The sequence below is a fragment of the Pantoea sp. MT58 genome, from assembly GCF_014495885.1.
GTDB lineage: Bacteria > Pseudomonadota > Gammaproteobacteria > Enterobacterales > Enterobacteriaceae > Pantoea > Pantoea eucalypti.
Genome location: NZ_CP061083.1, coordinates 3832233 through 3855058, shown reverse-complemented (window position 1 = coordinate 3855058; position 22826 = coordinate 3832233). Strand labels below are relative to the sequence as shown.

Below are 22826 nucleotides of genomic sequence, written 5' to 3'. Positions count from 1 at the left end.
GACGCCCTCTGAGTCTCACTCCGACGGGAGCTAATCCGTGAAAGACTTACTTAAGTTTCTGAAAGCGCAAACTAAGACCGAAGAGTTTGATGCGATCAAAATTGCGCTGGCTTCGCCAGACATGATCCGTTCCTGGTCTTTTGGTGAAGTGAAAAAGCCAGAAACCATTAACTACCGTACTTTTAAGCCAGAGCGCGATGGTCTGTTCTGTGCCCGTATCTTCGGGCCGGTAAAAGACTATGAGTGCCTGTGCGGCAAGTATAAGCGCCTGAAACACCGTGGTGTGATTTGTGAGAAGTGCGGCGTTGAAGTGACCCAGACTAAAGTACGCCGTGAGCGTATGGGCCACATCGAACTGGCGTCGCCGACAGCGCACATCTGGTTCCTGAAGTCACTGCCATCGCGTATCGGCTTACTGCTGGATATGCCACTGCGTGACATCGAGCGCGTGCTCTACTTTGAATCTTACGTGGTAATCGAAGGTGGCATGACCAACCTCGAGAAGCGTCAGATCCTGACTGAAGAGCAGTACCTTGACGCTCTGGAAGAGTTCGGTGACGAGTTCGACGCCAAAATGGGCGCCGAAGCGATCCAGGCCCTGTTGAAAAACATGGATCTGGAGCAGGAGTGCGAGCAGCTGCGTGAAGAGCTGAACGAAACCAACTCCGAAACCAAACGTAAAAAGCTGACCAAGCGTATCAAGCTGCTGGAAGCGTTCGTACAGTCTGGTAACAAGCCAGAGTGGATGATCCTGACCGTGCTGCCTGTTCTGCCACCGGATCTGCGTCCGCTGGTACCGCTGGATGGTGGCCGTTTCGCAACGTCGGATCTGAACGATCTTTATCGTCGCGTGATCAACCGTAACAACCGTCTGAAGCGCCTGCTGGATCTGGCTGCGCCAGATATCATCGTACGCAACGAAAAGCGTATGTTGCAGGAAGCGGTCGATGCACTGCTGGACAACGGTCGTCGCGGTCGTGCGATCACCGGTTCCAACAAGCGTCCGCTGAAATCGCTGGCTGACATGATCAAAGGTAAGCAGGGTCGTTTCCGTCAGAACCTGCTGGGTAAACGTGTCGACTATTCTGGTCGTTCGGTTATCACCGTTGGTCCATACCTGCGTCTGCATCAGTGCGGTCTGCCTAAGAAAATGGCACTCGAACTGTTCAAACCGTTCATTTACGGCAAGCTGGAACTGCGTGGCCTGGCCACCACCATCAAAGCCGCGAAGAAAATGGTTGAGCGCGAAGAAGCGGTTGTCTGGGATATCCTCGACGAAGTGATCCGTGAGCACCCGGTTCTTCTGAACCGTGCGCCTACGCTGCACCGTCTGGGTATTCAGGCCTTTGAACCGGTTCTGATCGAAGGTAAAGCAATCCAGCTGCACCCGCTGGTTTGTGCGGCCTATAACGCCGACTTCGATGGTGACCAGATGGCTGTTCACGTACCGCTGACGCTGGAAGCCCAGCTGGAAGCGCGTGCGCTGATGATGTCGACTAACAACATCCTGTCACCTGCGAACGGCGAGCCAATCATCGTTCCTTCTCAGGATGTTGTACTGGGTCTGTATTACATGACCCGTGACTGTGTTAACGCTAAAGGCGAAGGCATGGTGCTGACTGGCCCGAAAGAAGCTGAGCGTGTTTATCGCGCTGGCCTGGCCTCTCTGCATGCTCGCGTTAAAGTGCGTATCACTGAACACGAGAAAAACGAGCAGGATGAGTGGGTTGCTAAAACCAGCATCATCGATACAACGATTGGCCGTGCCATCCTGTGGATGATCGTGCCGAAAGGTCTGCCGTTCTCTATCGTTAACCAGGCGCTGGGCAAAAAAGCTATCTCCAAAATGCTTAACACCTGTTACCGCATTCTGGGTCTGAAGCCGACGGTTATCTTTGCTGACCAGACCATGTACACCGGTTTCGCTTACGCTGCCCGTTCAGGCGCGTCAGTCGGTATCGATGATATGGTTATTCCAGAGAAGAAAGTGGAAATCATCACCGAAGCGGAAGCGGAAGTGGCTGAAATTCAGGAACAGTTCCAGTCTGGTCTGGTAACCGCAGGCGAACGTTACAACAAAGTCATCGATATCTGGGCAGCAGCCAACGAACGTGTTGCCAAGGCGATGATGGAAAACCTCTCTACCGAAGTTGTGATTAACCGCGACGGTGCAGAAGAGCGACAGGTTTCCTTTAACAGCATCTTTATGATGGCCGACTCCGGTGCGCGTGGTTCTGCTGCACAGATTCGTCAGCTGGCCGGTATGCGTGGTCTGATGGCGAAACCAGATGGTTCCATCATCGAAACACCAATCACGGCGAACTTCCGTGAGGGTTTGAACGTACTTCAGTACTTCATCTCAACCCACGGTGCACGTAAAGGTCTGGCGGATACCGCACTGAAAACGGCGAACTCCGGTTATCTGACGCGTCGTCTGGTTGACGTTGCACAGGATCTGGTTGTTACCGAAGATGACTGTGGTACACACGAAGGCATCATGATGACGCCAGTGATCGAAGGTGGCGACGTTAAAGAGCCACTGCGTGAACGTGTACTGGGTCGTGTGACGGCAGAAGACGTTCTGAAGCCGGGCACTGCTGACATTCTGGTCCCACGCAACACGCTGCTCGATGAGCACTGGTGTGACGTGCTGGAGCTGAACTCAGTTGATAGCCTGAAAGTCCGCTCTGTTGTAGGTTGTGAAACCGACTTTGGTGTGTGTGCGCATTGCTACGGTCGCGACCTGGCACGTGGTCACATCATCAACAAAGGTGAAGCGATCGGTGTTATCGCAGCACAGTCCATCGGTGAGCCAGGTACACAGCTGACGATGCGTACGTTCCACATCGGTGGTGCGGCATCACGTGCGGCTGCTGAATCCAGCATTCAGGTGAAGAACAAAGGTACCATCAAGCTGACCAACGCCAAGTCCGTAACGAACTCGGCAGGCAAGCTGGTGATCACCTCGCGTAACGTTGAACTGAAAATGATCGACGAATTTGGTCGTACCAAAGAGAGCTATAAAGTTCCTTATGGTTCTACCATGGCGAAAGGTGATGGTGAGCAGGTTGCCGCGGGTGAAACCGTTGCAAACTGGGATCCGCATACCATGCCAGTCATCACCGAAGTGGGCGGTTTCATTCGCTTCACTGACATGGTTGATGGCCAGACCATTACCCGTCAGACAGATGACTTAACCGGTCTCTCTTCGCTGGTGGTTCTGGACAGTGCTGAACGTACTGCGGGCGGTAAAGATCTGCGTCCTGCGCTGAAAATTGTTGATGCCAACGGCAACGACGTTCTGATCCCGGGCACCGATATGCCGGCTCAGTACTTCCTGCCAGGTAAAGCGATTGTTCAGCTGGAAGATGGCGTTAAGATCAGTGCCGGTGACACGTTAGCGCGTGTTCCGCAGGAATCTGGCGGTACCAAAGATATCACCGGTGGTCTGCCACGCGTTGCTGACCTGTTCGAAGCGCGTCGTCCGAAAGAGCCCGCGATTCTGGCGGAGATCAGCGGCATCATCTCCTTCGGTAAAGAGACCAAAGGTAAGCGTCGTCTGGTCATTACCCCGCTGGATGGTAGCGAGCCGTACGAAGAGATGATTCCGAAATGGCGTCAGCTGAACGTGTTCGAAGGTGAACGTGTTGAGCGCGGTGACGTGGTTTCCGATGGCCCAGAGTCTCCACATGACATCCTGCGCTTGCGTGGCGTGCATGCGGTGACCCGTTACATCACTAACGAAGTGCAGGAAGTTTACCGTCTGCAGGGCGTTAAGATTAACGATAAGCACATCGAAGTCATCGTTCGTCAGATGCTGCGTAAAGCAACCATCGTGAGCGCAGGAAGTGCAGACTTCCTGGAAGGTGAGCAGGCTGAATTCTCTCGCATCAAGATCTCTAACCGTGATCTGGAAGCGAACGGAAAAGTTGGCGCAACCTTCATGCGTGACCTGTTGGGTATTACCAAAGCGTCACTGGCTACCGAATCGTTCATCTCTGCAGCATCGTTCCAGGAGACGACACGTGTCCTGACCGAAGCAGCAGTTGCAGGCAAGCGCGACGAACTGCGCGGCCTGAAAGAGAACGTCATCGTGGGTCGTCTGATTCCGGCCGGTACCGGTTATGCGTACCATCAGGATCGTATGCGCCGTAAAGCGGCAGGTGAAGTGCCGGTTGCACCGCAGGTTACTGCGGATGAAGCCTCAGCCAGCCTGGCTGAACTGTTGAACGCCGGTCTCGGCGGCAACAAAAACGATTAATCGTTCTTTGCCTGATAAAAACCCTGCCTCGGCAGGGTTTTTTTTGTCTGTCATTCAGGCATTCCAGTCGTTGCGCCTGAGACCAATGTCTTTCAACTGACTGTCACTCAGTTTCGACAGGATGACGCGGGTTTCACGCCGTAGTTGCCAGCGTTTATAACTACGCCACATGAAACGAACCAGCTGGTAAGGTGTGCCTGTAAAGGGTTTAGCTGCGCGATTCTCGTCGTATCCCATGATAGTGCCCTCAGTGAAGTATCTGAGGACCATTTTCATCGCATCGCTCTGTATGATACAGACGCAAAAATCACCTTTTTTTAACATACAGATTGCGGTTGTCGTGATCTGAATGGTAAAAAAGAAGCATAACTGTACTGGTTAATGCTCATCATCTGAGACAGAGGAAATACAATGACGCGATATGAACATCTGGCCACACTGCTGGCTCAGCGCATTGAACAGGGTTTATATCGCAGTGGTGAGCGCCTGCCTTCGGTACGCAGTCTGAGTGCCGAACATGGCGTCAGTATCAGCACCGTACAGCAGGCTTATCATCTGCTGGAAGAGAAGCAGATGATCACGCCGCAGTCTCGCTCCGGCTATTTTGTCGCCTCGCGCAAAGCGACACCCCCGATGCCTGCGCTGACCCGTCCTGCACAGCGGCCGGTTGAGGTGACGCAGTGGGATGCGGTACTGGAGCTGATTAACAGCCGACTGGAGGATGATGTGTTGCAGCTGGGCAGCGGTATGCCGGATCTGACTCAGCCGACGCTTAAGCCGCTGTGGAAAGCATTCAGCCGTCAGGCGCAGAAGCAGGACATGGCGCTGCTGAATTATGACAACCTCTATGGTGTTCTCGCGCTGCGACAACAGGTTGCACGGCTGGCAATAGACAGCGGCTGCCAGCTCACCGCCGATGACATTGTTATTACCACCGGCTGCCATGAGGCGTTATCGGTCTCCGTTCGGGCTGTCTGCGAGCCGGGCGATATCATTGCCGTTGAGTCACCGTCGTTTCACGGCATCATGCAAACCCTGCGCGGCTTTGGCATTCGTGCCATTGAGATCCCAACAGATGCGGTCACCGGCATCAGTCTGGAAGCGCTGGAACTGGCCTTTGATCAATGGCCGATTAAAGCAGTCGTTGTTGTGCCGAACTGCAATAATCCTCTGGGATTCATCATGCCTGAACAGCGTAAGCGGGCATTGCTGGCGCTGGCGCAGCGGTTTGATGCGGCGGTAATCGAAGATGATGTTTATGGTGAGTTAGCCTGGGAATACCCGCGCCCACCTACTATTAAAGCGCTGGATCTCGATGGCCGGGTTCTGCTGTGCAGCTCTTTTTCTAAAACGCTGGCGCCCGGTTTACGTGTCGGCTGGGTTGCACCAGGACGCTATCGCGACCGCGTGCTGCACATGAAATATATCGTCACAGGCTCCACCGCCACGCAGCCTCAGCATGCGGTTGCGGAGTTTATCCGCCAGGGCCATTATCAGCTGCATCTACGGCGGATGCGGCAAATCTATCATCGTAACTATGAAACCTTTAGCTGCTGGGTGCGCCACTACTTTCCCTGCGGCATCTGCGTTTCCCGCCCTCAGGGCGGTTTTCTGATGTGGATTGAACTCCCGGAAGCATTTGATGCGGTCCTGCTTAACCGGGAACTGCGCGAGTCAAAAATTCAGATTGCCGCAGGCTCACTCTTTTCGGCCTCGGGCAAATATCGCAACTGCCTGCGCTTAAACTACGGGCTGCCAATAAACGAGCAAACTGAACAGGCGCTGGCGCGGGTGGGTGCGGCCGTCGAACGCGCTATGCTCTCGTGCCAGCATGAGCCGCAGACTTCAGCCTCTGCTATCGTATAGAGGAAAGAAGAAGCAGGGCCGGCAAGAGGAGGGAACCGGCCCTGGTCAGTTAACCTTAACCTGACGGATGCCACGTTAAGGTTTTGGCTCACAGCACGCCAGCGGCAACCCTCACGTTTGCGCGCTGCTTTCCCGGAAGAATGCGGGCATTACCTGTTTTGCAGCGGCTATGTGGCACAGCTTCCACAAATCCTTAATGGCCAGGTTCTGCCAGCGCCATCAGTGTCCGGGTTGCTTCACGCCAGTCATCTGCCTGAGTAATCGCACTCACTACCGCAATACTTCCAACGCCGGTAGCCAGTACCTCAGGTGCTCGCGCAATCGAGATACCGCCAATCGCCACAGTGGGAATATGCGTCAGGCGTGCCAGATGTCGCTTCAGCTGCTCAATGCCCTGCGGCGCAGAAGGCATCTCTTTAGTCTGCGTCGGGAAAATATGCCCAAGTGCGATGTAAGAGGGCTGGATTGCCAGCGCGCGATCCAGCTCCGCGTCGTCATGGGTGGAGAGCCCCAGACGCAATCCGGCCTGATGAATGCGGGCAAGATCGGCCACATCCATATCCTCCTGCCCCAGATGTATGCCATAAGCCTGATGTTTAATTGCCAGCTGCCAGTAGTCATTGATAAACAGGCGTGCGTCATAGCGTTTTCCCAGTGCAATCGCATGGGCAATAGCGGGCTCAGCGATCGCATCGGGCTGATCCTTAATGCGCAGCTGCAGCGTGCTAACGCCCATCTCCAGCAGGCGTTCAATCCACTCGGGGCTATCAACCACCGGATAAAGCCCCAGGCGCGGGGCGGTAGCAGGGAATGCGGGCATCGTTACTCCTCCTTAATGGCATCGGCAGGGTGATAAAGCTCACCGCCGTGGCTGCGAAAACGGTCTGACATCTGCGCCATGCCCACTTCAACCGGCTCGGCACGCGCATCCTGGCGTGCTGCAAACTCGCGCACCTCCTGAGAAATTTTCATTGAGCAGAATTTAGGGCCACACATCGAGCAGAAATGAGCCACCTTTCCTGACTCCTGCGGCAGGGTTTCGTCATGCATAGCACGCGCCGTGTGGGGATCCAGCGCCAGATTGAATTGATCTTCCCAGCGGAATTCAAAGCGCGCTTTGGACATGGCGTTATCACGGATCTGCGCAGCGGGGTGGCCTTTGGCCAGATCGGCGGCATGCGCCGCGATTTTGTAGGTGATCAATCCCTGTTTCACATCCTCTTTGTTGGGCAGACCCAGATGCTCTTTAGGTGTGACATAACACAGCATCGCACAACCAAACCAGCCAATCATGGCGGCACCGATACCCGAGGTGAAATGGTCATAGCCGGGCGCGATATCGGTGGTCAGCGGACCGAGGGTGTAGAAGGGGGCTTCATCGCACAGCTCGAGCTGTTCCGTCATGTTGCGGCGGATCATATGCATCGGCACGTGGCCCGGACCTTCAATCATTACCTGAACATCATATTCCCAGGCAATACGGGTCAGTTCACCCAGGGTACGCAGTTCGGCAAACTGCGCTTCATCGTTGGCATCCTGAATCGAACCCGGACGCAGGCCATCGCCCAGCGACAGGGAGACATCGTACGCCGCACAGATTTCACAGATCTCACGGAAGTGCTGATAGAGGAAACTCTCCTGATGATGGGACAGGCACCACTTCGCCATGATCGATCCGCCCCGCGAGACGATGCCGGTCAGACGTTTCGCCGTCATCGGGACATAACGCAGTAGCACGCCCGCGTGGATAGTGAAGTAATCGACGCCCTGTTCCGCCTGTTCAAGCAGCGTGTCCCGGAATATTTCCCAGTTCAGCGCCTCCGCCACGCCATTCACTTTTTCCAGCGCCTGATAGATCGGCACCGTACCAATAGGCACCGGGCTGTTGCGCAAAATCCATTCGCGCGTTTCATGAATATAACGACCGGTAGAGAGATCCATCACCGTATCGGCACCCCAGCGAGTTGACCAGACCAGCTTTTCCACTTCTTCTTCAATGGAAGAGGTCACCGCCGAATTACCGATGTTGGCGTTAACCTTAACCAGAAAGTTGCGGCCTATGATCATGGGCTCTGATTCAGGGTGATTGATATTCGCCGGGATGATAGCGCGTCCGGCAGCAACTTCCTGACGCACAAACTCGGGGGTGATGCGGGCGGGCAGATGCGCACCAAAGCTGTGACCCGGATGCTGTTGCAGCAGCACCTCACTGCGGATTCGCTCGCGCCCCATGTTTTCGCGCAGAGCGATAAACTCCATCTCCGGGGTGATGATCCCCTGGCGGGCATAGTGCAGCTGCGTGACGCGGCGCCCGGCACGGGCATGGCGCGGTGTCGGAAGGTGATCGAAGCGCAGATGATCCAGCCCCTCGTCAGCCAGTCGCTGTTGGGTATAGCCTGAGCTGTTCTGTTCAAGAAGTTCGCTGTCGCCGCGTTCAGTAATCCAGCGCGCGCGTAGCTTTTCCAGGCCACGATGCACATCAATCTCTGCCGCGGGATCACCATAAGCGCCTGCCGTGTCATAGACCGGCACCGCTTCATTTTGCTCATAGAGAGGCTGTTCTTTGCTACCGCCAGTGTGGGTCGGGCTCAGGGTAATTTCACGCATGGGTACGCGAATATCCTCCCGGCTGCCGGTAATCCAGATGCGACGGGACTGGGGAAAGGCACTGCCGCTTTGCAGAGAATCGATAAATTCCTGCGCCTGGGCACGCTGTTCACGACGGGTCATTTTTGGGTCAGACATAGCAATCTTCCTGTTAAGAGGGAACGATGCTTGTCCGGAGTTCGGAAGGAGTAACCGTATAGACAGCGTAAGCGTGCTGACATACAGAGAATATTTACTCTTGTTCCCTTCGCAGGTTCTAACCTGATCAGGTTCCGCGGATCCCGAATTAACGGTCTCAGCCCAACTGGGCACTCCGACAAGAAGCTACTTTTTGCACTGGCGTCCTGTAACAGACTCCGGCGTAAAAAGCTTAAATTTCAAAGCACAAATAAAAAAGGTTCATTGGAAAGCGCTCCGCAGAACCTGTTTAGCATAAAAGGGCTGGAAGATAATCTCAACCCCTTTCCCGACGGCGATAATCAGGCCGGGCGGGCGATTTGGCTGTCATTCGCCACTGGCGGGGGGACGAGCTTGTTGTCCCATGCCAGCTGAATCAGCTTATCTTCAAGTGTAAACCGGGCTTCCAGCACTTCGCCCACTTCGGACAACGCCTGCTGGAAGGTCATGCAGTTTTCGTCATCAATCGCCTGCTGAAGGTGGCCGTCATAGAGCTGCATCAGACGTTCCGTATTGGCCTCCAGCGGGGGATAAATCTGCGCGGCAGCGATCATCGGGCTGTCGCCACTCATTTCACTGATCACACGCTCATAGATACTGAAGTGACCCGCAGAAAGATAATCGACCAGGCCATGACAGAAGTTGTCGAGCGCCTGTTCATCCAGACGCGTCAGCGCCTCTTTATTAGGTTTAAGACCCACCAGGTGATAATAGGTCACCAGTAGCTGACGACGGGCTTCAAGCCACGAATCGACCAGTTCATTACTGCCACCTACGCGTTCAGCCAGGACGTCTAACTGGTTAAGCATATCTAACTCCATGTGAGTTATAGTTGTTTATCTACACACTTAACATCAGGGCTTCAGCGTGCGATTTGACGCTAAGGATGACGAAATAAATGCAATGCGAAATCTCAAGCGTAGACGCTGGATGGTGGATTGTCAGCCATGAACAGAAAATTTGGTTGCCACAAGGTGATTTACCCCACGGAAACGCCGAAAAATTTGGTTTAACTGGCAGTAAGGCCCGGACCATCGGTGAGTGGCAGGGCGAAAAAGTCTGGCTGATTTGTGAACCGCGTTCTGCCGATATGTTCTCAGTCCGTCAGCTAATCGATCAGGATGCAGCGCTGTTTCAGCTGGTGGGTCGCGGTGTTCAGCTGGCGGAATTCTACCGTTCTCATCGCTGGTGCGGCTATTGCGGCCATGAAATGCATCACAGCAAACATGAATTTGCCTGTCTCTGCAGCCATTGCCGCGAGCGTTACTATCCGCAGATTGCACCCTGCATCATTGTGGCGATCCGTCGCGGCGATGAAATCCTGCTGGCGAACCATGCCCGCCATCGCAATAAGGTCTATACCGTGCTGGCGGGGTTTGTCGAAGTCGGTGAGACACTGGAGCAGGCCGTGGCCCGTGAAGTGATGGAAGAGAGCAATATCCGCGTCAAAAATGTCCGTTACGTGACCTCCCAGCCGTGGCCCTTCCCGCAATCGCTGATGACAGCATTTATGGCAGAGTATGACAGCGGCGATCTGCAACACGACGGCAAAGAACTGCTGGATGCGGCCTGGTTCCGTTTTGATGACCTGCCGTTGCTGCCACCTCCCGGCACCGTGGCGCGTCGTCTGATTGAAGATACTGTCGCCCTGTGCCGCGCCGAAGCGTGAAAGTGCTACACTACACGCCTGTTATTGAGAGAGTGTTGAGATGAGTGAACTGAAGAACGATCGTTATTTGCGTGCCCTGTTACGCCAGCCAGTTGATGTCACGCCGGTATGGATGATGCGACAAGCCGGTCGCTATTTGCCGGAGTACAAAGCGACACGCGCCCAGGCGGGTGACTTTATGTCGCTATGCAAAAACGCCGAGCTGGCCTGCGAAGTCACCCTGCAGCCGCTGCGCCGTTATCCGCTGGATGCCGCTATCCTCTTCAGTGACATCCTGACCATTCCTGATGCGATGGGACTGGGTCTCTACTTTGAAACCGGCGAAGGCCCGCGTTTCTCTAACCCTGTGACCTGTCGCGCTGACGTTGAGCGTTTACCGGTACCCGATCCAGAAATGGAACTGGGCTACGTGATGAATGCGGTCCGCACCATCCGTAAGAACCTGAACGGCGATCTGCCGCTGATTGGCTTCTCAGGCAGTCCATGGACGCTGGCCACCTACATGGTGGAAGGTGGCAGCAGCAAGGCGTTTACCAAAATCAAAAAGATGATGTATGCCGATCCGGCTACGCTGCACGCGATGCTGGATAAGCTGGCCGACAGCGTCATCCTCTACCTCAATGCTCAGATCCGCGCCGGTGCGCAGTCTGTCATGGTGTTTGATACCTGGGGCGGCGTGCTGACCGGTCGTGATTATCGCGAGTTCTCACTTCACTACATGCATAAAATTGTTGATGGCCTGCTGCGTGAAAATGACGGTCGCCGCGTGCCGGTGACGCTCTTCACCAAAGGCGGCGGGCAGTGGCTGGAAGCGATGGCAGCCACCGGTTGTGATGCGCTGGGTCTCGACTGGACCACCGATATTGACGACGCCCGCCGTCGCGTGGGCGACAAAGTTGCGCTACAGGGCAACATGGATCCTTCAATGCTCTATGCGGCACCGGAGCGTATTGAACAGGAAGTGGCCGGCATCCTGGAACGTTTTGGCTCGGGTACCGGGCATGTCTTCAATCTGGGTCACGGCATTCATCAGGATGTACCACCTGAAAATGCGGGTGTCTTTGTTGAAGCGGTGCATCGTTTATCACGTCCCTGGCATCAGGAGTAATTATGGACATTGCCGCACTCCGCGCTGAGCAGTTACAACGCGCCGCTGAGGTAGTGCGTGAGGATGACTTTGATGTGCTGCCGCCCCGTTTTATCGGCGGGGCGGACGTTGGATTTGAGCAGGAAGGCACCGTAACGCGGGCGGCGATGGTGATACTGGAGTATCCCTCGCTAACGCTGGTGGAGCATCGTATCGCGCGCGTTGAGACCACCATGCCCTACATTCCGGGCTTTCTCTCATTCCGCGAGTATCCGGCACTGATGGCCGCCTGGCAGATGCTGGAACAAAAGCCGGACCTGCTGTTTGTGGATGGGCACGGTATTTCGCATCCAAGACGACTGGGCGTCGCATCGCATTTTGGCCTGCTGGTGGATGTGCCGACGATTGGCGTTGCGAAAAGCCGTTTGTGCGGTCGTTTTGACGATCTGGACGCGCAGCCCGGCAGCCGGCAGCCGCTGATCGACAAAGGTGAGCAAATTGGCTGGGTATGGCGCAGCAAGCTGCGTTGTAATCCGTTGTTTGTCGCCACGGGTCATCGCGTCAGCCTGAATACTGCGCTGCAGTGGGTCGAAAACTGTACGCGCGGTTACCGGTTGCCGGAACCGACCCGCTGGGCCGATGCGGTTGCCTCGAACAGAACCGCTTTCCAGCGCTGGCAAAACGCGCTTTAACACTGTTTGTGCTGCGGTTTTGCAGTTACACTGCGGCCAGCGAAACGAATAAGAGCCACCTTTATGTTACAAAATCCCGTTCATCTGCGTCTGGCGAAGCTGGAAAGCTGGCAGCACCTTACGTTTATGGCCTGCCTGTGCGAGCGCATGTATCCCAACTATCGGGCGTTCTGCGAGCAGACTGAATTTGCCGATCCGGCGCTATATCGCCGCATTCTTGATCTGATCTGGGAAAACCTGACGGTCAAAGATGCGAAGATTAACTTCGACAGCCAGCTGGAAAAGCTCGAAGCTGCCATTCCGGATGGCGATGCGTTTGACGTTTACGGCGTTTACCCGGCTATTGATGCCTGTGTGGCACTAAGCGAAGTCGTGCATGCGCAGCTGAGCGGTGAAACGCTTGAACATGCAATTGAAGTCAGCGAGACGTCAATTACCACTGTCGCTATGCTGGAGATGACCCAGGCTGGGCGCGAAATGACCGATGACGAGCTGCGTGAAAACCCGGCTATCATCGATGAGTGGGACCTTCAGTGGGAGATTTTCCGCCTGCTGGCGGAGTGTGAAGAGCGCGACCTTGAATTGATTAAAGGTCTGCGATCTGATCTGCGTGAAGCTGGAATTAGCAACATCGGTATAAATTTCCAGCAGTAAGGCGATAAAACGTGACTTCAGGCCCGAATTAGCGCGCCTGGAGGCTTCACATTGGCCCCCTGTCTGGTCTACATTTGGGGGGCTGAAAATTGTGGCTATCGGTGCGTGCAGGCAGAAGAGTGCCAGAATATGGCTTTTCCCTCGCACTCGTTGCTTAGCAAGCGATAAATACACTTTAAGGATAACTTATGAACAAGACTCAACTGATTGATGTGATCGCAGAAAAAGCTGACCTGTCTAAAACCCAGGCAAAGGCAGCGCTGGAATCTACTCTGGCTGCGATCACTGAGTCTCTGAAAGATGGTGATGCTGTACAACTGGTTGGTTTTGGTACTTTTAAAGTGAACCACCGCGCTGAGCGTACCGGTCGTAACCCGCAGACTGGCAAAGAGATCAAAATCGCTGCAGCAAATGTACCGGCATTCGTGTCTGGTAAAGCGCTGAAAGACGCCGTTAAGTAAGACGTCGCACTGCGGTTAAGCTTTAAAACAGGGGGCGTTTCGCCCCTTTTGTTTAAGAGGCAAGCCATCATGACCCCGCTGTTTCAGCGTTTTTGTATTCTGTTTCTCTCCCTGATTCTTTTCGGTTGCAGCTCAACTCCGGATATTCCTCCTTTTTCTGCCAGTGGCTATCTTGCCGATCGTGGTGTTGTCCGTATCTGGCGCAAAAATAGCGATCATCAGTCGGTCCATATTCGCACCCTCTATACACCCTTCAGTGGCGGTGAAGGTGAAGTGACAGATTACGTCTGGCTGGAAGGGTCGTTGATCAGCATTCAGCGCCAGGTAAAGGGCAAACAGCCTGACGATGTGACCCTGCGCTTTGATCAGGCGGGTGGTCTCAACTTCATGCAGCGCCAGCTTGCAGGGCGGCGTGAGGCGGTCAGCCCGGATGCCATTGAGCTCTATAAGTTTGATGCGGAGCGGATGCGTAACCTCAGCGATGCGCTTTTAAGCGGCAGGGTGTTTCTGAAGCAGGGACACTGGCTGGGAAGCGATCGACTGGAGACGTGTGAAGGCCAGCAGGTCAGACCCGCTTTTGACGCTGACGATCGGCAGTTGCTGATACAGCAGCAGCAGAGCGCATCGGCACCGCTCATGGTGTCGTGGCTTGAAGCGCCGGAAGGGCTACAGTTGTTGCGGGTCAGTCAGCAGGATGACTGCTCACAGCAGCCGACAGAAGACGATATGTGAAGTGAAAAGGGGGCACGCTGTGCCCCCTGTGCTTATTTACGATTAATGGCGCGGTAGCCAATATCGCGGCGACAGAAGCTACCCTGCCATGAGATCGGCTTTGTCAGCTCGTAAGCCCGCTTTTGTGCGGCTGCTACGTCGTCGCCCAGCGCGGTGACACACAGCACGCGGCCACCGTTGGTCAGCACCCGATCTTCTTCCAGACGTGTTCCGGCATGGAATACCTTACCGTCAGCCACTTCCTCCAGTGGCAGGCCATGAATCTGGTCGCCCTGCGCATAATCACCCGGATAACCGCCAGCTGCCAGCACCACACCCAGCGCAGGTCGTGGATCCCATTGTGACGTTTTCTGATCCAGCTTACCGTCACAGGCAGCCAGGCAAAGATCGACCAGATCCGACTGCAGGCGCAGCATGATCGGCTGCGTCTCCGGATCGCCAAAGCGGCAGTTGAATTCGATCACTTTCGGCTGTCCGGTATGATCGATCATCAGGCCCGCATAAAGAAAACCGGTGTAGACGTTGCCTTCAGCGGCCATGCCACGCACGGTCGGCCAGATCACCTGATCCATCACGCGCTGGTGGATCTCATCGGTAACCACCGGCGCCGGGGAGTAGGCACCCATGCCGCCCGTGTTGGGACCGGTGTCGCCATCACCCACACGCTTGTGATCCTGGCTGGTGGCCATGGGCAGCACATGCTCGCCGTCCACCATCACGATGAAGCTGGCTTCTTCGCCCTCCAGAAACTCTTCAATCACAATGCGGTGTCCGGCATCACCAAAGGCGTTACCGGCCAGCATATCCTGAACCGCATCTTCAGCTTCCTGCAGCGTCATCGCGACTATCACGCCTTTACCTGCGGCCAGACCGTCGGCTTTGATAACGATTGGCGCGCCTTTCTCACGCAGATACGCCAGAGCAGGCTCAACGTCGGTAAAGTTCTGGTACGCCGCGCTGGGGATCTGGTGACGCGCCAGGAAATCTTTGGTGAAGGCTTTAGAACCTTCCAGCTGTGCAGCGGCCTGAGTCGGACCGAAGATAGCGAGGCCTGCCTTACGGAACGCATCGACCACGCCGATCACCAGCGGCGCTTCAGGTCCGACAATCGTCAGATCGATCTTTTCGCGCTGGGCAAATTCCAGCAGGGCGGGAACATCTGTCGCACTGATCGCAATATTCTGAAGCGCAGGCTCTAATGCGGTGCCCGCGTTACCCGGCGCGACAAACACCGTTTCCGCTAACGGCGACTGAGCCGCTTTCCAGGCCAGAGCATGTTCACGTCCGCCATTACCGATTACTAAAATTTTCATCTGTTACTCTCCAGAACAATTAATGGCGGAAGTGGCGCATGTCGGTGAAGATCATGGCAATGCCGTGCTCATCAGCCGCCGCAATCACTTCTTCATCACGGATGGAGCCGCCAGGCTGGATAACACAGCTCACGCCGGACGCCGCTGCAGCATCAATTCCATCACGGAACGGGAAGAAAGCATCTGACGCCATGGCGGATCCTTTGACTTCCAGACCTTCATCGGCTGCTTTGATACCTGCAATTTTAGCGGAGTAGACGCGGCTCATCTGCCCGGCACCTATACCAATTGTCATGTTGTCGCGCGCATAAACAATGGCATTGGACTTAACAAACTTCGCCACTTTCCAGCAGAACAGCGCATCACGCAGCTCCTGTTCGGTTGGCTGGCGTTTGCTGACCACGCGCAACTGGCTGGCATCCACCATACCGAGATCGCGATCCTGGACCAGCAGGCCACCATTGACGCGTTTGAAATCCAGTGCGGCAGTACGGTTTTGCCACTGACCACAGATCAGCACACGGACATTCTGTTTAGCCGCGGTAATTTTCAGCGCGGCTTCGGAAACGGCGGGTGCGATGATCACCTCAACAAACTGGCGGCTGATAATCGCCTGAGCCGTCGCTTCATCCAGCTCGCGGTTAAAGGCGATGATGCCGCCGAACGCGGAAGTTGGGTCGGTCTGATAAGCCCGCTCATAGGCTGCCAGCAGATCATCACCGGTTGCGACACCACAAGGGTTTGCATGCTTGACGATGACGCAGGCGGGTTCACTGAACTCTTTGACACACTCGAGTGCAGCATCGGTGTCAGCAATATTGTTATAGGAGAGTGCCTTGCCCTGAACCTGCTGCGCAGTGGCCACTGAGGCTTCACTGATATTCTCTTCTATATAGAAGGCTGCATCCTGATGGCTGTTTTCGCCGTAACGCATGTCCTGCTTCTTAATGAAGTTCAGATTCAGGGTACGCGGGAAACGGCCAGCGGGCTGATTGCGTTCACCGTGATAGGCGGGCACCAGGGTGCCGAAGTAGTTAGCGATCATGCTGTCATAAGCGGCGGTGTGTTCGAAGGCTTTGATTGCCAGATCGAAACGGGTCTCAAGCGTCAGTGCGTTCTCATGAGCGTCCATTTCAGCAATGATGGCATCGTAGTCGCCGCTGCTGACCACAATGGCGACATCTTTATGGTTCTTTGCAGCAGAGCGCACCATGGTCGGGCCACCGATGTCGATATTTTCCACTGCATCTTCCAGTGAACATCCTTCACGGGCGACAGTCTGTGCAAAGGGATAGAGGTTAACGACCACCATGTCGATTGGGCTGATATCGTGCTGCGCCATGATGGCATCATCCTGGCCGCGACGACCTAAAATGCCGCCATGCACTTTCGGATGCAGGGTTTTGACGCGTCCATCCATCATTTCCGGGAAGCCGGTGTAGTCAGAGACTTCAGTGACAGCCAGACCCGCATCCGCCAGAAGGCGAGCTGTTCCACCTGTGGAGAGCAGCTCGACACCGCGACTTGAGAGCGCCTGAGCAAATTCGAGGATACCGGCTTTGTCAGAGACACTGAGCAATGCGCGGCGTACAGGACGAGGTTGTTGCATGGTGGTTTATCCCTTGGCTTTGTTTCGCGTATATAAGAGCGTTACGTCAGGCTTCATAGCGGTTTTCTCTTCTATATAGGAAGAAAAGATCAAAAACCTCAGGTAACGCCCCGAAAAGGGGTGTCCGGAATATTGCCCGGCATTGTAGCGAAAACGTTTGCGCGATGCTCGCCTAAATTCATATAGCCCGCTCTGTGTGGATAACATTGTGTGTAACTGCGTATAACAGCGGCTTTTGCTGTGGAATGCAGCGAACGCTCTCTTTTATGCAATTTATGGGTTGCGACTCTCCGACAACTCCCTATAATGCGCATCCATCAACACGGAACACCGGCAACGGGAAGCGGGTTGAGAGGCACAGGAGACTGCGCCGCCGGAGAAAAACTTCTGAAATAGAGGTTGACTCTGCAGGAGGAAAGCGTAATATACGCCACCTCGCGACAGGACGCTAACGCACTGTTCGCACTGCTCTTTAACAATTTATCAGACAATCTGTGTGGGCACTCGCAGGATTGATATCAGCGTCTTAGGACGCAACAAAATATCAAAGCCTCACGAGTGAACACATAATGAAATTCATTATGACGTTTTACAGATGAGCACCGCTTAACTTGTTTAAGCAAATCAAACTTAAATTGAAGAGTTTGATCATGGCTCAGATTGAACGCTGGCGGCAGGCCTAACACATGCAAGTCGGACGGTAGCACAGAGGAGCTTGCTCCTTGGGTGACGAGTGGCGGACGGGTGAGTAATGTCTGGGGATCTGCCCGATAGAGGGGGATAACCACTGGAAACGGTGGCTAATACCGCATAACGTCGCAAGACCAAAGAGGGGGACCTTCGGGCCTCTCACTATCGGATGAACCCAGATGGGATTAGCTAGTAGGCGGGGTAATGGCCCACCTAGGCGACGATCCCTAGCTGGTCTGAGAGGATGACCAGCCACACTGGAACTGAGACACGGTCCAGACTCCTACGGGAGGCAGCAGTGGGGAATATTGCACAATGGGCGCAAGCCTGATGCAGCCATGCCGCGTGTATGAAGAAGGCCTTCGGGTTGTAAAGTACTTTCAGCGGGGAGGAAGGCGGTGAGGTTAATAACCTTACCGATTGACGTTACCCGCAGAAGAAGCACCGGCTAACTCCGTGCCAGCAGCCGCGGTAATACGGAGGGTGCAAGCGTTAATCGGAATTACTGGGCGTAAAGCGCACGCAGGCGGTCTGTTAAGTCAGATGTGAAATCCCCGGGCTTAACCTGGGAACTGCATTTGAAACTGGCAGGCTTGAGTCTTGTAGAGGGGGGTAGAATTCCAGGTGTAGCGGTGAAATGCGTAGAGATCTGGAGGAATACCGGTGGCGAAGGCGGCCCCCTGGACAAAGACTGACGCTCAGGTGCGAAAGCGTGGGGAGCAAACAGGATTAGATACCCTGGTAGTCCACGCCGTAAACGATGTCGACTTGGAGGTTGTTCCCTTGAGGAGTGGCTTCCGGAGCTAACGCGTTAAGTCGACCGCCTGGGGAGTACGGCCGCAAGGTTAAAACTCAAATGAATTGACGGGGGCCCGCACAAGCGGTGGAGCATGTGGTTTAATTCGATGCAACGCGAAGAACCTTACCTACTCTTGACATCCACGGAATTCGGCAGAGATGCCTTAGTGCCTTCGGGAACCGTGAGACAGGTGCTGCATGGCTGTCGTCAGCTCGTGTTGTGAAATGTTGGGTTAAGTCCCGCAACGAGCGCAACCCTTATCCTTTGTTGCCAGCGCGTGATGGCGGGAACTCAAAGGAGACTGCCGGTGATAAACCGGAGGAAGGTGGGGATGACGTCAAGTCATCATGGCCCTTACGAGTAGGGCTACACACGTGCTACAATGGCGCATACAAAGAGAAGCGACCTCGCGAGAGCAAGCGGACCTCACAAAGTGCGTCGTAGTCCGGATCGGAGTCTGCAACTCGACTCCGTGAAGTCGGAATCGCTAGTAATCGTGGATCAGAATGCCACGGTGAATACGTTCCCGGGCCTTGTACACACCGCCCGTCACACCATGGGAGTGGGTTGCAAAAGAAGTAGGTAGCTTAACCTTCGGGAGGGCGCTTACCACTTTGTGATTCATGACTGGGGTGAAGTCGTAACAAGGTAACCGTAGGGGAACCTGCGGTTGGATCACCTCCTTACCTGAAGATACCTTCCCGCGCAGTGTCCACACAGATTGTCTGATAGAAAATAACGAGCAAAGTGTCTTTCGAAGACAGACTTAATTGTCCCCTTCGTCTAGAGGCCCAGGACACCGCCCTTTCACGGCGGTAACAGGGGTTCGAATCCCCTAGGGGACGCCAAAGCTTGGTGACAGGTGAAAGATGTTGCCCACATATCTTAAAGATGACTTACGAGTCATGTTTAAGATATTGCTCTTTAACAATCCGGAACAAGCTGAAAATTGAAACGACGTGTCGTTTTCATTCTCCGTAATAAGAATGAAAAGCGCGACACGTTCGAGTCTCTCAAATGCTTGCAGCTCGCAGCGTTGTAAAACGCCTGTGGGTTGTGAGGTTAAGCGACTAAGCGTACACGGTGGATGCCCAGGCAGTCAGAGGCGATGAAGGACGTGCTAATCTGCGTAAAGCGACGGTAAGGTGATATGAACCGCTACAGCCGTCGATGTCCGAATGGGGAAACCCGGTGCACTCTGTGCATCATTGCAGCATGAATACATAGTGCTGCAAGGCGAACCGGGGGAACTGAAACATCTAAGTACCCCGAGGAAAAGAAATCAACCGAGATTCCCCCAGTAGCGGCGAGCGAACGGGGAGCAGCCCAGAGCCTGAATCAGCATGTGTGTTAGTGGAAGCGTCTGGAAAGTCGCAGGGTACAGGGTGATACTCCCGTACACAAAAGCACATGTGCTGTGAGCTCGATGAGTAAGGCGGGACACGTGGTATCCTGTCTGAATATGGGGGGACCATCCTCCAAGGCTAAATACTCCTGACTGACCGATAGTGAACCAGTACCGTGAGGGAAAGGCGAAAAGAACCCCGGCGAGGGGAGTGAAACAGAACCTGAAACCGTGTACGTACAAGCAGTGGGAGCCTTCTTTATGGGGGTGACTGCGTACCTTTTGTATAATGGGTCAGCGACTTATATTCTGTAGCAAGGTTAACCGTATAGGGGAGCCGCAGGGAAACCGAGTCTTAACTGGGCGTTAAGTTGCAGGGTATAGACCCGAAACCCGGTGATCTAGCCATGGGCAGGTTGAAGGTTGGGTAACACTAACTGGAGGACCGAACCGACTAATGTTGAAAAATTAGCGGATGACCTGTGGCTGGGGGTGAAAGGCCAATCAAACCGGGAGATAGCTGGTTCTCCCCGAAAGCTATTTAGGTAGCGCCTCGTGAACTCATCCTCGGGGGTAGAGCACTGTTTCGGCTAGGGGGCCATCCCGGCTTACCAACCCGATGCAAACTGCGAATACCGAGGAATGTTATCACGGGAGACACACGGCGGGTGCTAACGTCCGTCGTGAAGAGGGAAACAACCCAGACCGCCAGCTAAGGTCCCAAAGTCATGGTTAAGTGGGAAACGATGTGGGAAGGCACAGACAGCCAGGATGTTGGCTTAGAAGCAGCCATCATTTAAAGAAAGCGTAATAGCTCACTGGTCGAGTCGGCCTGCGCGGAAGATGTAACGGGGCTAAACCATGCACCGAAGCTGCGGCAGCGACACTATGTGTTGTTGGGTAGGGGAGCGTTCTGTAAGCCGTCGAAGGTGTGCTGTGAGGCATGCTGGAGGTATCAGAAGTGCGAATGCTGACATAAGTAACGATAAAGCGGGTGAAAAGCCCGCTCGCCGGAAGACCAAGGGTTCCTGTTCAACGTTAATCGGAGCAGGGTGAGTCGACCCCTAAGGCGAGGCCGAAAGGCGTAGTCGATGGGAAACAGGTTAATATTCCTGTACTCGGTGTTACTGCGAAGGGGGGACGGAGAAGGCTATATCAGCCGGGCGACGGTTGTCCCGGTTTAAGCGTGTAGGCGGAGGGTCCAGGTAAATCCGGTCCCTTATCAACGCTGAGGCGTGACGACGAGGCACTACGGTGCTGAAGTGATAAATGCCCAGCTTCCAGGAAAAGCCTCTAAGCATCAGGTAACACAGAATCGTACCCCAAACCGACACAGGTGGTCAGGTAGAGAATACCAAGGCGCTTGAGAGAACTCGGGTGAAGGAACTAGGCAAAATGGTGCCGTAACTTCGGGAGAAGGCACGCTGGCGCGTAGGTGGAGGGATTTACTCCCCGAGCCGAAGCCAGTCGAAGATACCAGCTGGCTGCAACTGTTTATTAAAAACACAGCACTGTGCAAACACGAAAGTGGACGTATACGGTGTGACGCCTGCCCGGTGCCGGAAGGTTAATTGATGGGGTTATCCGCAAGGAGAAGCTCTTGATCGAAGCCCCGGTAAACGGCGGCCGTAACTATAACGGTCCTAAGGTAGCGAAATTCCTTGTCGGGTAAGTTCCGACCTGCACGAATGGCGTAATGATGGCCAGGCTGTCTCCACCCGAGACTCAGTGAAATTGAACTCGCTGTGAAGATGCAGTGTACCCGCGGCAAGACGGAAAGACCCCGTGAACCTTTACTACAGCTTGACACTGAACATTGAGCCTTGATGTGTAGGATAGGTGGGAGGCTTTGAAGCGCGGACGCCAGTTCGCGTGGAGCCAACCTTGAAATACCACCCTTTAATGTTTGATGTTCTAACGTAGGCCCGTGATCCGGGCTGCGGACAGTGTCTGGTGGGTAGTTTGACTGGGGCGGTCTCCTCCTAAAGAGTAACGGAGGAGCACGAAGGTCAGCTAATCACGGTCGGACATCGTGAGGTTAGTGCAATGGCATAAGCTGGCTTGACTGCGAGAGTGACGGCTCGAGCAGGTGCGAAAGCAGGTCATAGTGATCCGGTGGTTCTGAATGGAAGGGCCATCGCTCAACGGATAAAAGGTACTCCGGGGATAACAGGCTGATACCGCCCAAGAGTTCATATCGACGGCGGTGTTTGGCACCTCGATGTCGGCTCATCACATCCTGGGGCTGAAGTAGGTCCCAAGGGTACGGCTGTTCGCCGTTTAAAGTGGTACGCGAGCTGGGTTTAGAACGTCGTGAGACAGTTCGGTCCCTATCTGCCGTGGGCGCTGGAGAATTGAGGGGGGTTGCTCCTAGTACGAGAGGACCGGAGTGAACGCACCACTGGTGTTCGGGTTGTCATGCCAATGGCATTGCCCGGTAGCTAAGTGCGGAAAAGATAAGTGCTGAAAGCATCTAAGCACGAAACTTGCCCCGAGATGAGTTCTCCCTGACTCCTTGAGAGTCCTGAAGGGACGTTGAAGACTACGACGTTGATAGGCCGGGTGTGTAAGCGCAGCGATGCGTTGAGCTAACCGGTACTAATGACCCGTGAGGCTTAACCTTACAACGCCAGAGGCGTTTTTGAGAGACACGATTTTCAGCCTGTACCGGATAATAATCTGCGCGGCCTTAAGGGGCGGCGCGGAGAACAGAATCTGCCTGGCGGCTTTAGCGCGGTGGTCCCACCTGACCCCATGCCGAACTCAGAAGTGAAACGCCGTAGCGCCGATGGTAGTGTGGGGTCTCCCCATGCGAGAGTAGGGAACTGCCAGGCATTATATAAGTGAAGAAGCCCCGCACGAAA

Annotated in this window: 14 protein-coding genes, 1 tRNA gene, 3 rRNA genes and 1 riboswitch; of the genes, 12 read left to right on the top strand and 6 right to left on the bottom strand. The window is 54.6% G+C overall.

Annotated features, from left to right (window positions below; genetic code table 11):
• Positions 1-37: 37 nt before the first annotated feature.
• Positions 38-4261, top strand: a complete 4224-nt coding sequence (gene rpoC, locus IAI47_RS18105; RefSeq protein ID WP_003850116.1) for a DNA-directed RNA polymerase subunit beta' — start codon at positions 38-40, stop codon at positions 4259-4261.
• A gap of 54 nt (positions 4262-4315) precedes the next feature.
• Here rpoC and IAI47_RS18100 read toward each other — a convergent pair whose 3' ends face one another.
• Positions 4316-4498 carry a DUF1127 domain-containing protein gene (locus IAI47_RS18100; protein ID WP_033743647.1) on the bottom strand — a complete coding sequence of 61 codons (183 nt, stop codon included), beginning with the start codon at positions 4496-4498 and terminating at the stop codon, positions 4316-4318.
• Positions 4499-4672: 174 nt separating this feature from the next.
• On the opposite strand from IAI47_RS18100, the gene IAI47_RS18095 reads away from it, so the two are divergent.
• Positions 4673-6127: a PLP-dependent aminotransferase family protein gene (locus IAI47_RS18095; protein ID WP_008927145.1), complete on the top strand. Its 1455-nt coding sequence runs from the start codon at positions 4673-4675 to the stop codon at positions 6125-6127.
• 193 nt (positions 6128-6320) lie between these two features.
• Here the strand turns inward: IAI47_RS18095 and thiE are convergent, their stop codons facing one another.
• The 3 genes from thiE to IAI47_RS18080 all read right to left on the bottom strand — a co-directional run bounded on the left by thiE (position 6321) and on the right by IAI47_RS18080 (position 9720).
• Positions 6321-6947 carry a thiamine phosphate synthase gene (gene thiE, locus IAI47_RS18090; protein ID WP_008927146.1) on the bottom strand — a complete coding sequence of 209 codons (627 nt, stop codon included), beginning with the start codon at positions 6945-6947 and terminating at the stop codon, positions 6321-6323.
• A 2-nt stretch (positions 6948-6949) separates the two neighbouring features.
• A complete protein-coding gene (gene thiC, locus IAI47_RS18085) occupies positions 6950-8872 on the bottom strand; it encodes a phosphomethylpyrimidine synthase ThiC (protein WP_008927147.1) in 1923 nt (640 codons plus the stop codon).
• Between the two features lie 87 nt (positions 8873-8959).
• A riboswitch (TPP riboswitch) is annotated at positions 8960-9060 on the bottom strand.
• A gap of 153 nt (positions 9061-9213) precedes the next feature.
• The gene (locus tag IAI47_RS18080; RefSeq protein WP_003850126.1) at positions 9214-9720 is read right to left on the bottom strand and encodes an Rsd/AlgQ family anti-sigma factor; all 507 of its coding nucleotides are present in this window, start codon (positions 9718-9720) and stop codon (positions 9214-9216) included.
• Between the two features lie 89 nt (positions 9721-9809).
• Between IAI47_RS18080 and nudC the strand changes: the two genes are divergently transcribed.
• From nudC to IAI47_RS18050, 6 genes are all read left to right on the top strand, one after another.
• Complete coding sequence (nudC, locus tag IAI47_RS18075; protein WP_003850129.1) at positions 9810-10580, top strand: NAD(+) diphosphatase; 771 nt, start codon at positions 9810-9812, stop codon at positions 10578-10580.
• 40 nt (positions 10581-10620) lie between these two features.
• Complete coding sequence (gene hemE / locus IAI47_RS18070; protein ID WP_008927148.1) at positions 10621-11688, top strand: uroporphyrinogen decarboxylase; 1068 nt, start codon at positions 10621-10623, stop codon at positions 11686-11688.
• Positions 11689-11690: 2 nt separating this feature from the next.
• Positions 11691-12359 (top strand): deoxyribonuclease V, encoded by a 669-nt coding sequence (nfi, locus tag IAI47_RS18065; protein ID WP_003850133.1) that lies wholly within the window; start codon positions 11691-11693, stop codon positions 12357-12359.
• Positions 12360-12422: 63 nt separating this feature from the next.
• Positions 12423-13013: a YjaG family protein gene (locus IAI47_RS18060; RefSeq protein WP_003850135.1), complete on the top strand. Its 591-nt coding sequence runs from the start codon at positions 12423-12425 to the stop codon at positions 13011-13013.
• A 188-nt stretch (positions 13014-13201) separates the two neighbouring features.
• On the top strand, positions 13202-13474 hold the full coding sequence (gene hupA / locus IAI47_RS18055) for a nucleoid-associated protein HU-alpha (RefSeq protein ID WP_003850136.1): 273 nt from the start codon (positions 13202-13204) through the stop codon (positions 13472-13474).
• 69 nt (positions 13475-13543) lie between these two features.
• Positions 13544-14206, top strand: a complete 663-nt coding sequence (locus IAI47_RS18050; RefSeq protein WP_003850138.1) for a DUF1481 domain-containing protein — start codon at positions 13544-13546, stop codon at positions 14204-14206.
• A 32-nt stretch (positions 14207-14238) separates the two neighbouring features.
• Here IAI47_RS18050 and purD read toward each other — a convergent pair whose 3' ends face one another.
• Complete coding sequence (purD, locus tag IAI47_RS18045) at positions 14239-15519, bottom strand: phosphoribosylamine--glycine ligase (RefSeq protein ID WP_008927149.1); 1281 nt, start codon at positions 15517-15519, stop codon at positions 14239-14241.
• 19 nt (positions 15520-15538) lie between these two features.
• Positions 15539-17128 carry a bifunctional phosphoribosylaminoimidazolecarboxamide formyltransferase/IMP cyclohydrolase gene (gene purH / locus IAI47_RS18040; RefSeq protein ID WP_008927150.1) on the bottom strand — a complete coding sequence of 530 codons (1590 nt, stop codon included), beginning with the start codon at positions 17126-17128 and terminating at the stop codon, positions 15539-15541.
• 632 nt (positions 17129-17760) lie between these two features.
• On the opposite strand from purH, the gene IAI47_RS18035 reads away from it, so the two are divergent.
• The 4 genes from IAI47_RS18035 (at position 17761) to rrf (ending at position 22796) form a co-directional block, all read left to right on the top strand.
• Positions 17761-19303 (top strand): 16S ribosomal RNA (locus IAI47_RS18035).
• Positions 19304-19389: 86 nt separating this feature from the next.
• Positions 19390-19465: transfer RNA gene (locus IAI47_RS18030), tRNA-Glu, on the top strand.
• A 212-nt stretch (positions 19466-19677) separates the two neighbouring features.
• Positions 19678-22585: ribosomal RNA gene (locus IAI47_RS18025) — 23S ribosomal RNA — on the top strand.
• A 95-nt stretch (positions 22586-22680) separates the two neighbouring features.
• A 5S ribosomal RNA gene (gene rrf, locus IAI47_RS18020) occupies positions 22681-22796 on the top strand.
• Together the 16S, 23S and 5S rRNA genes with 1 tRNA gene alongside form the textbook arrangement of a ribosomal RNA operon.
• The last annotated feature ends 30 nt before the right edge of the window (positions 22797-22826 follow it).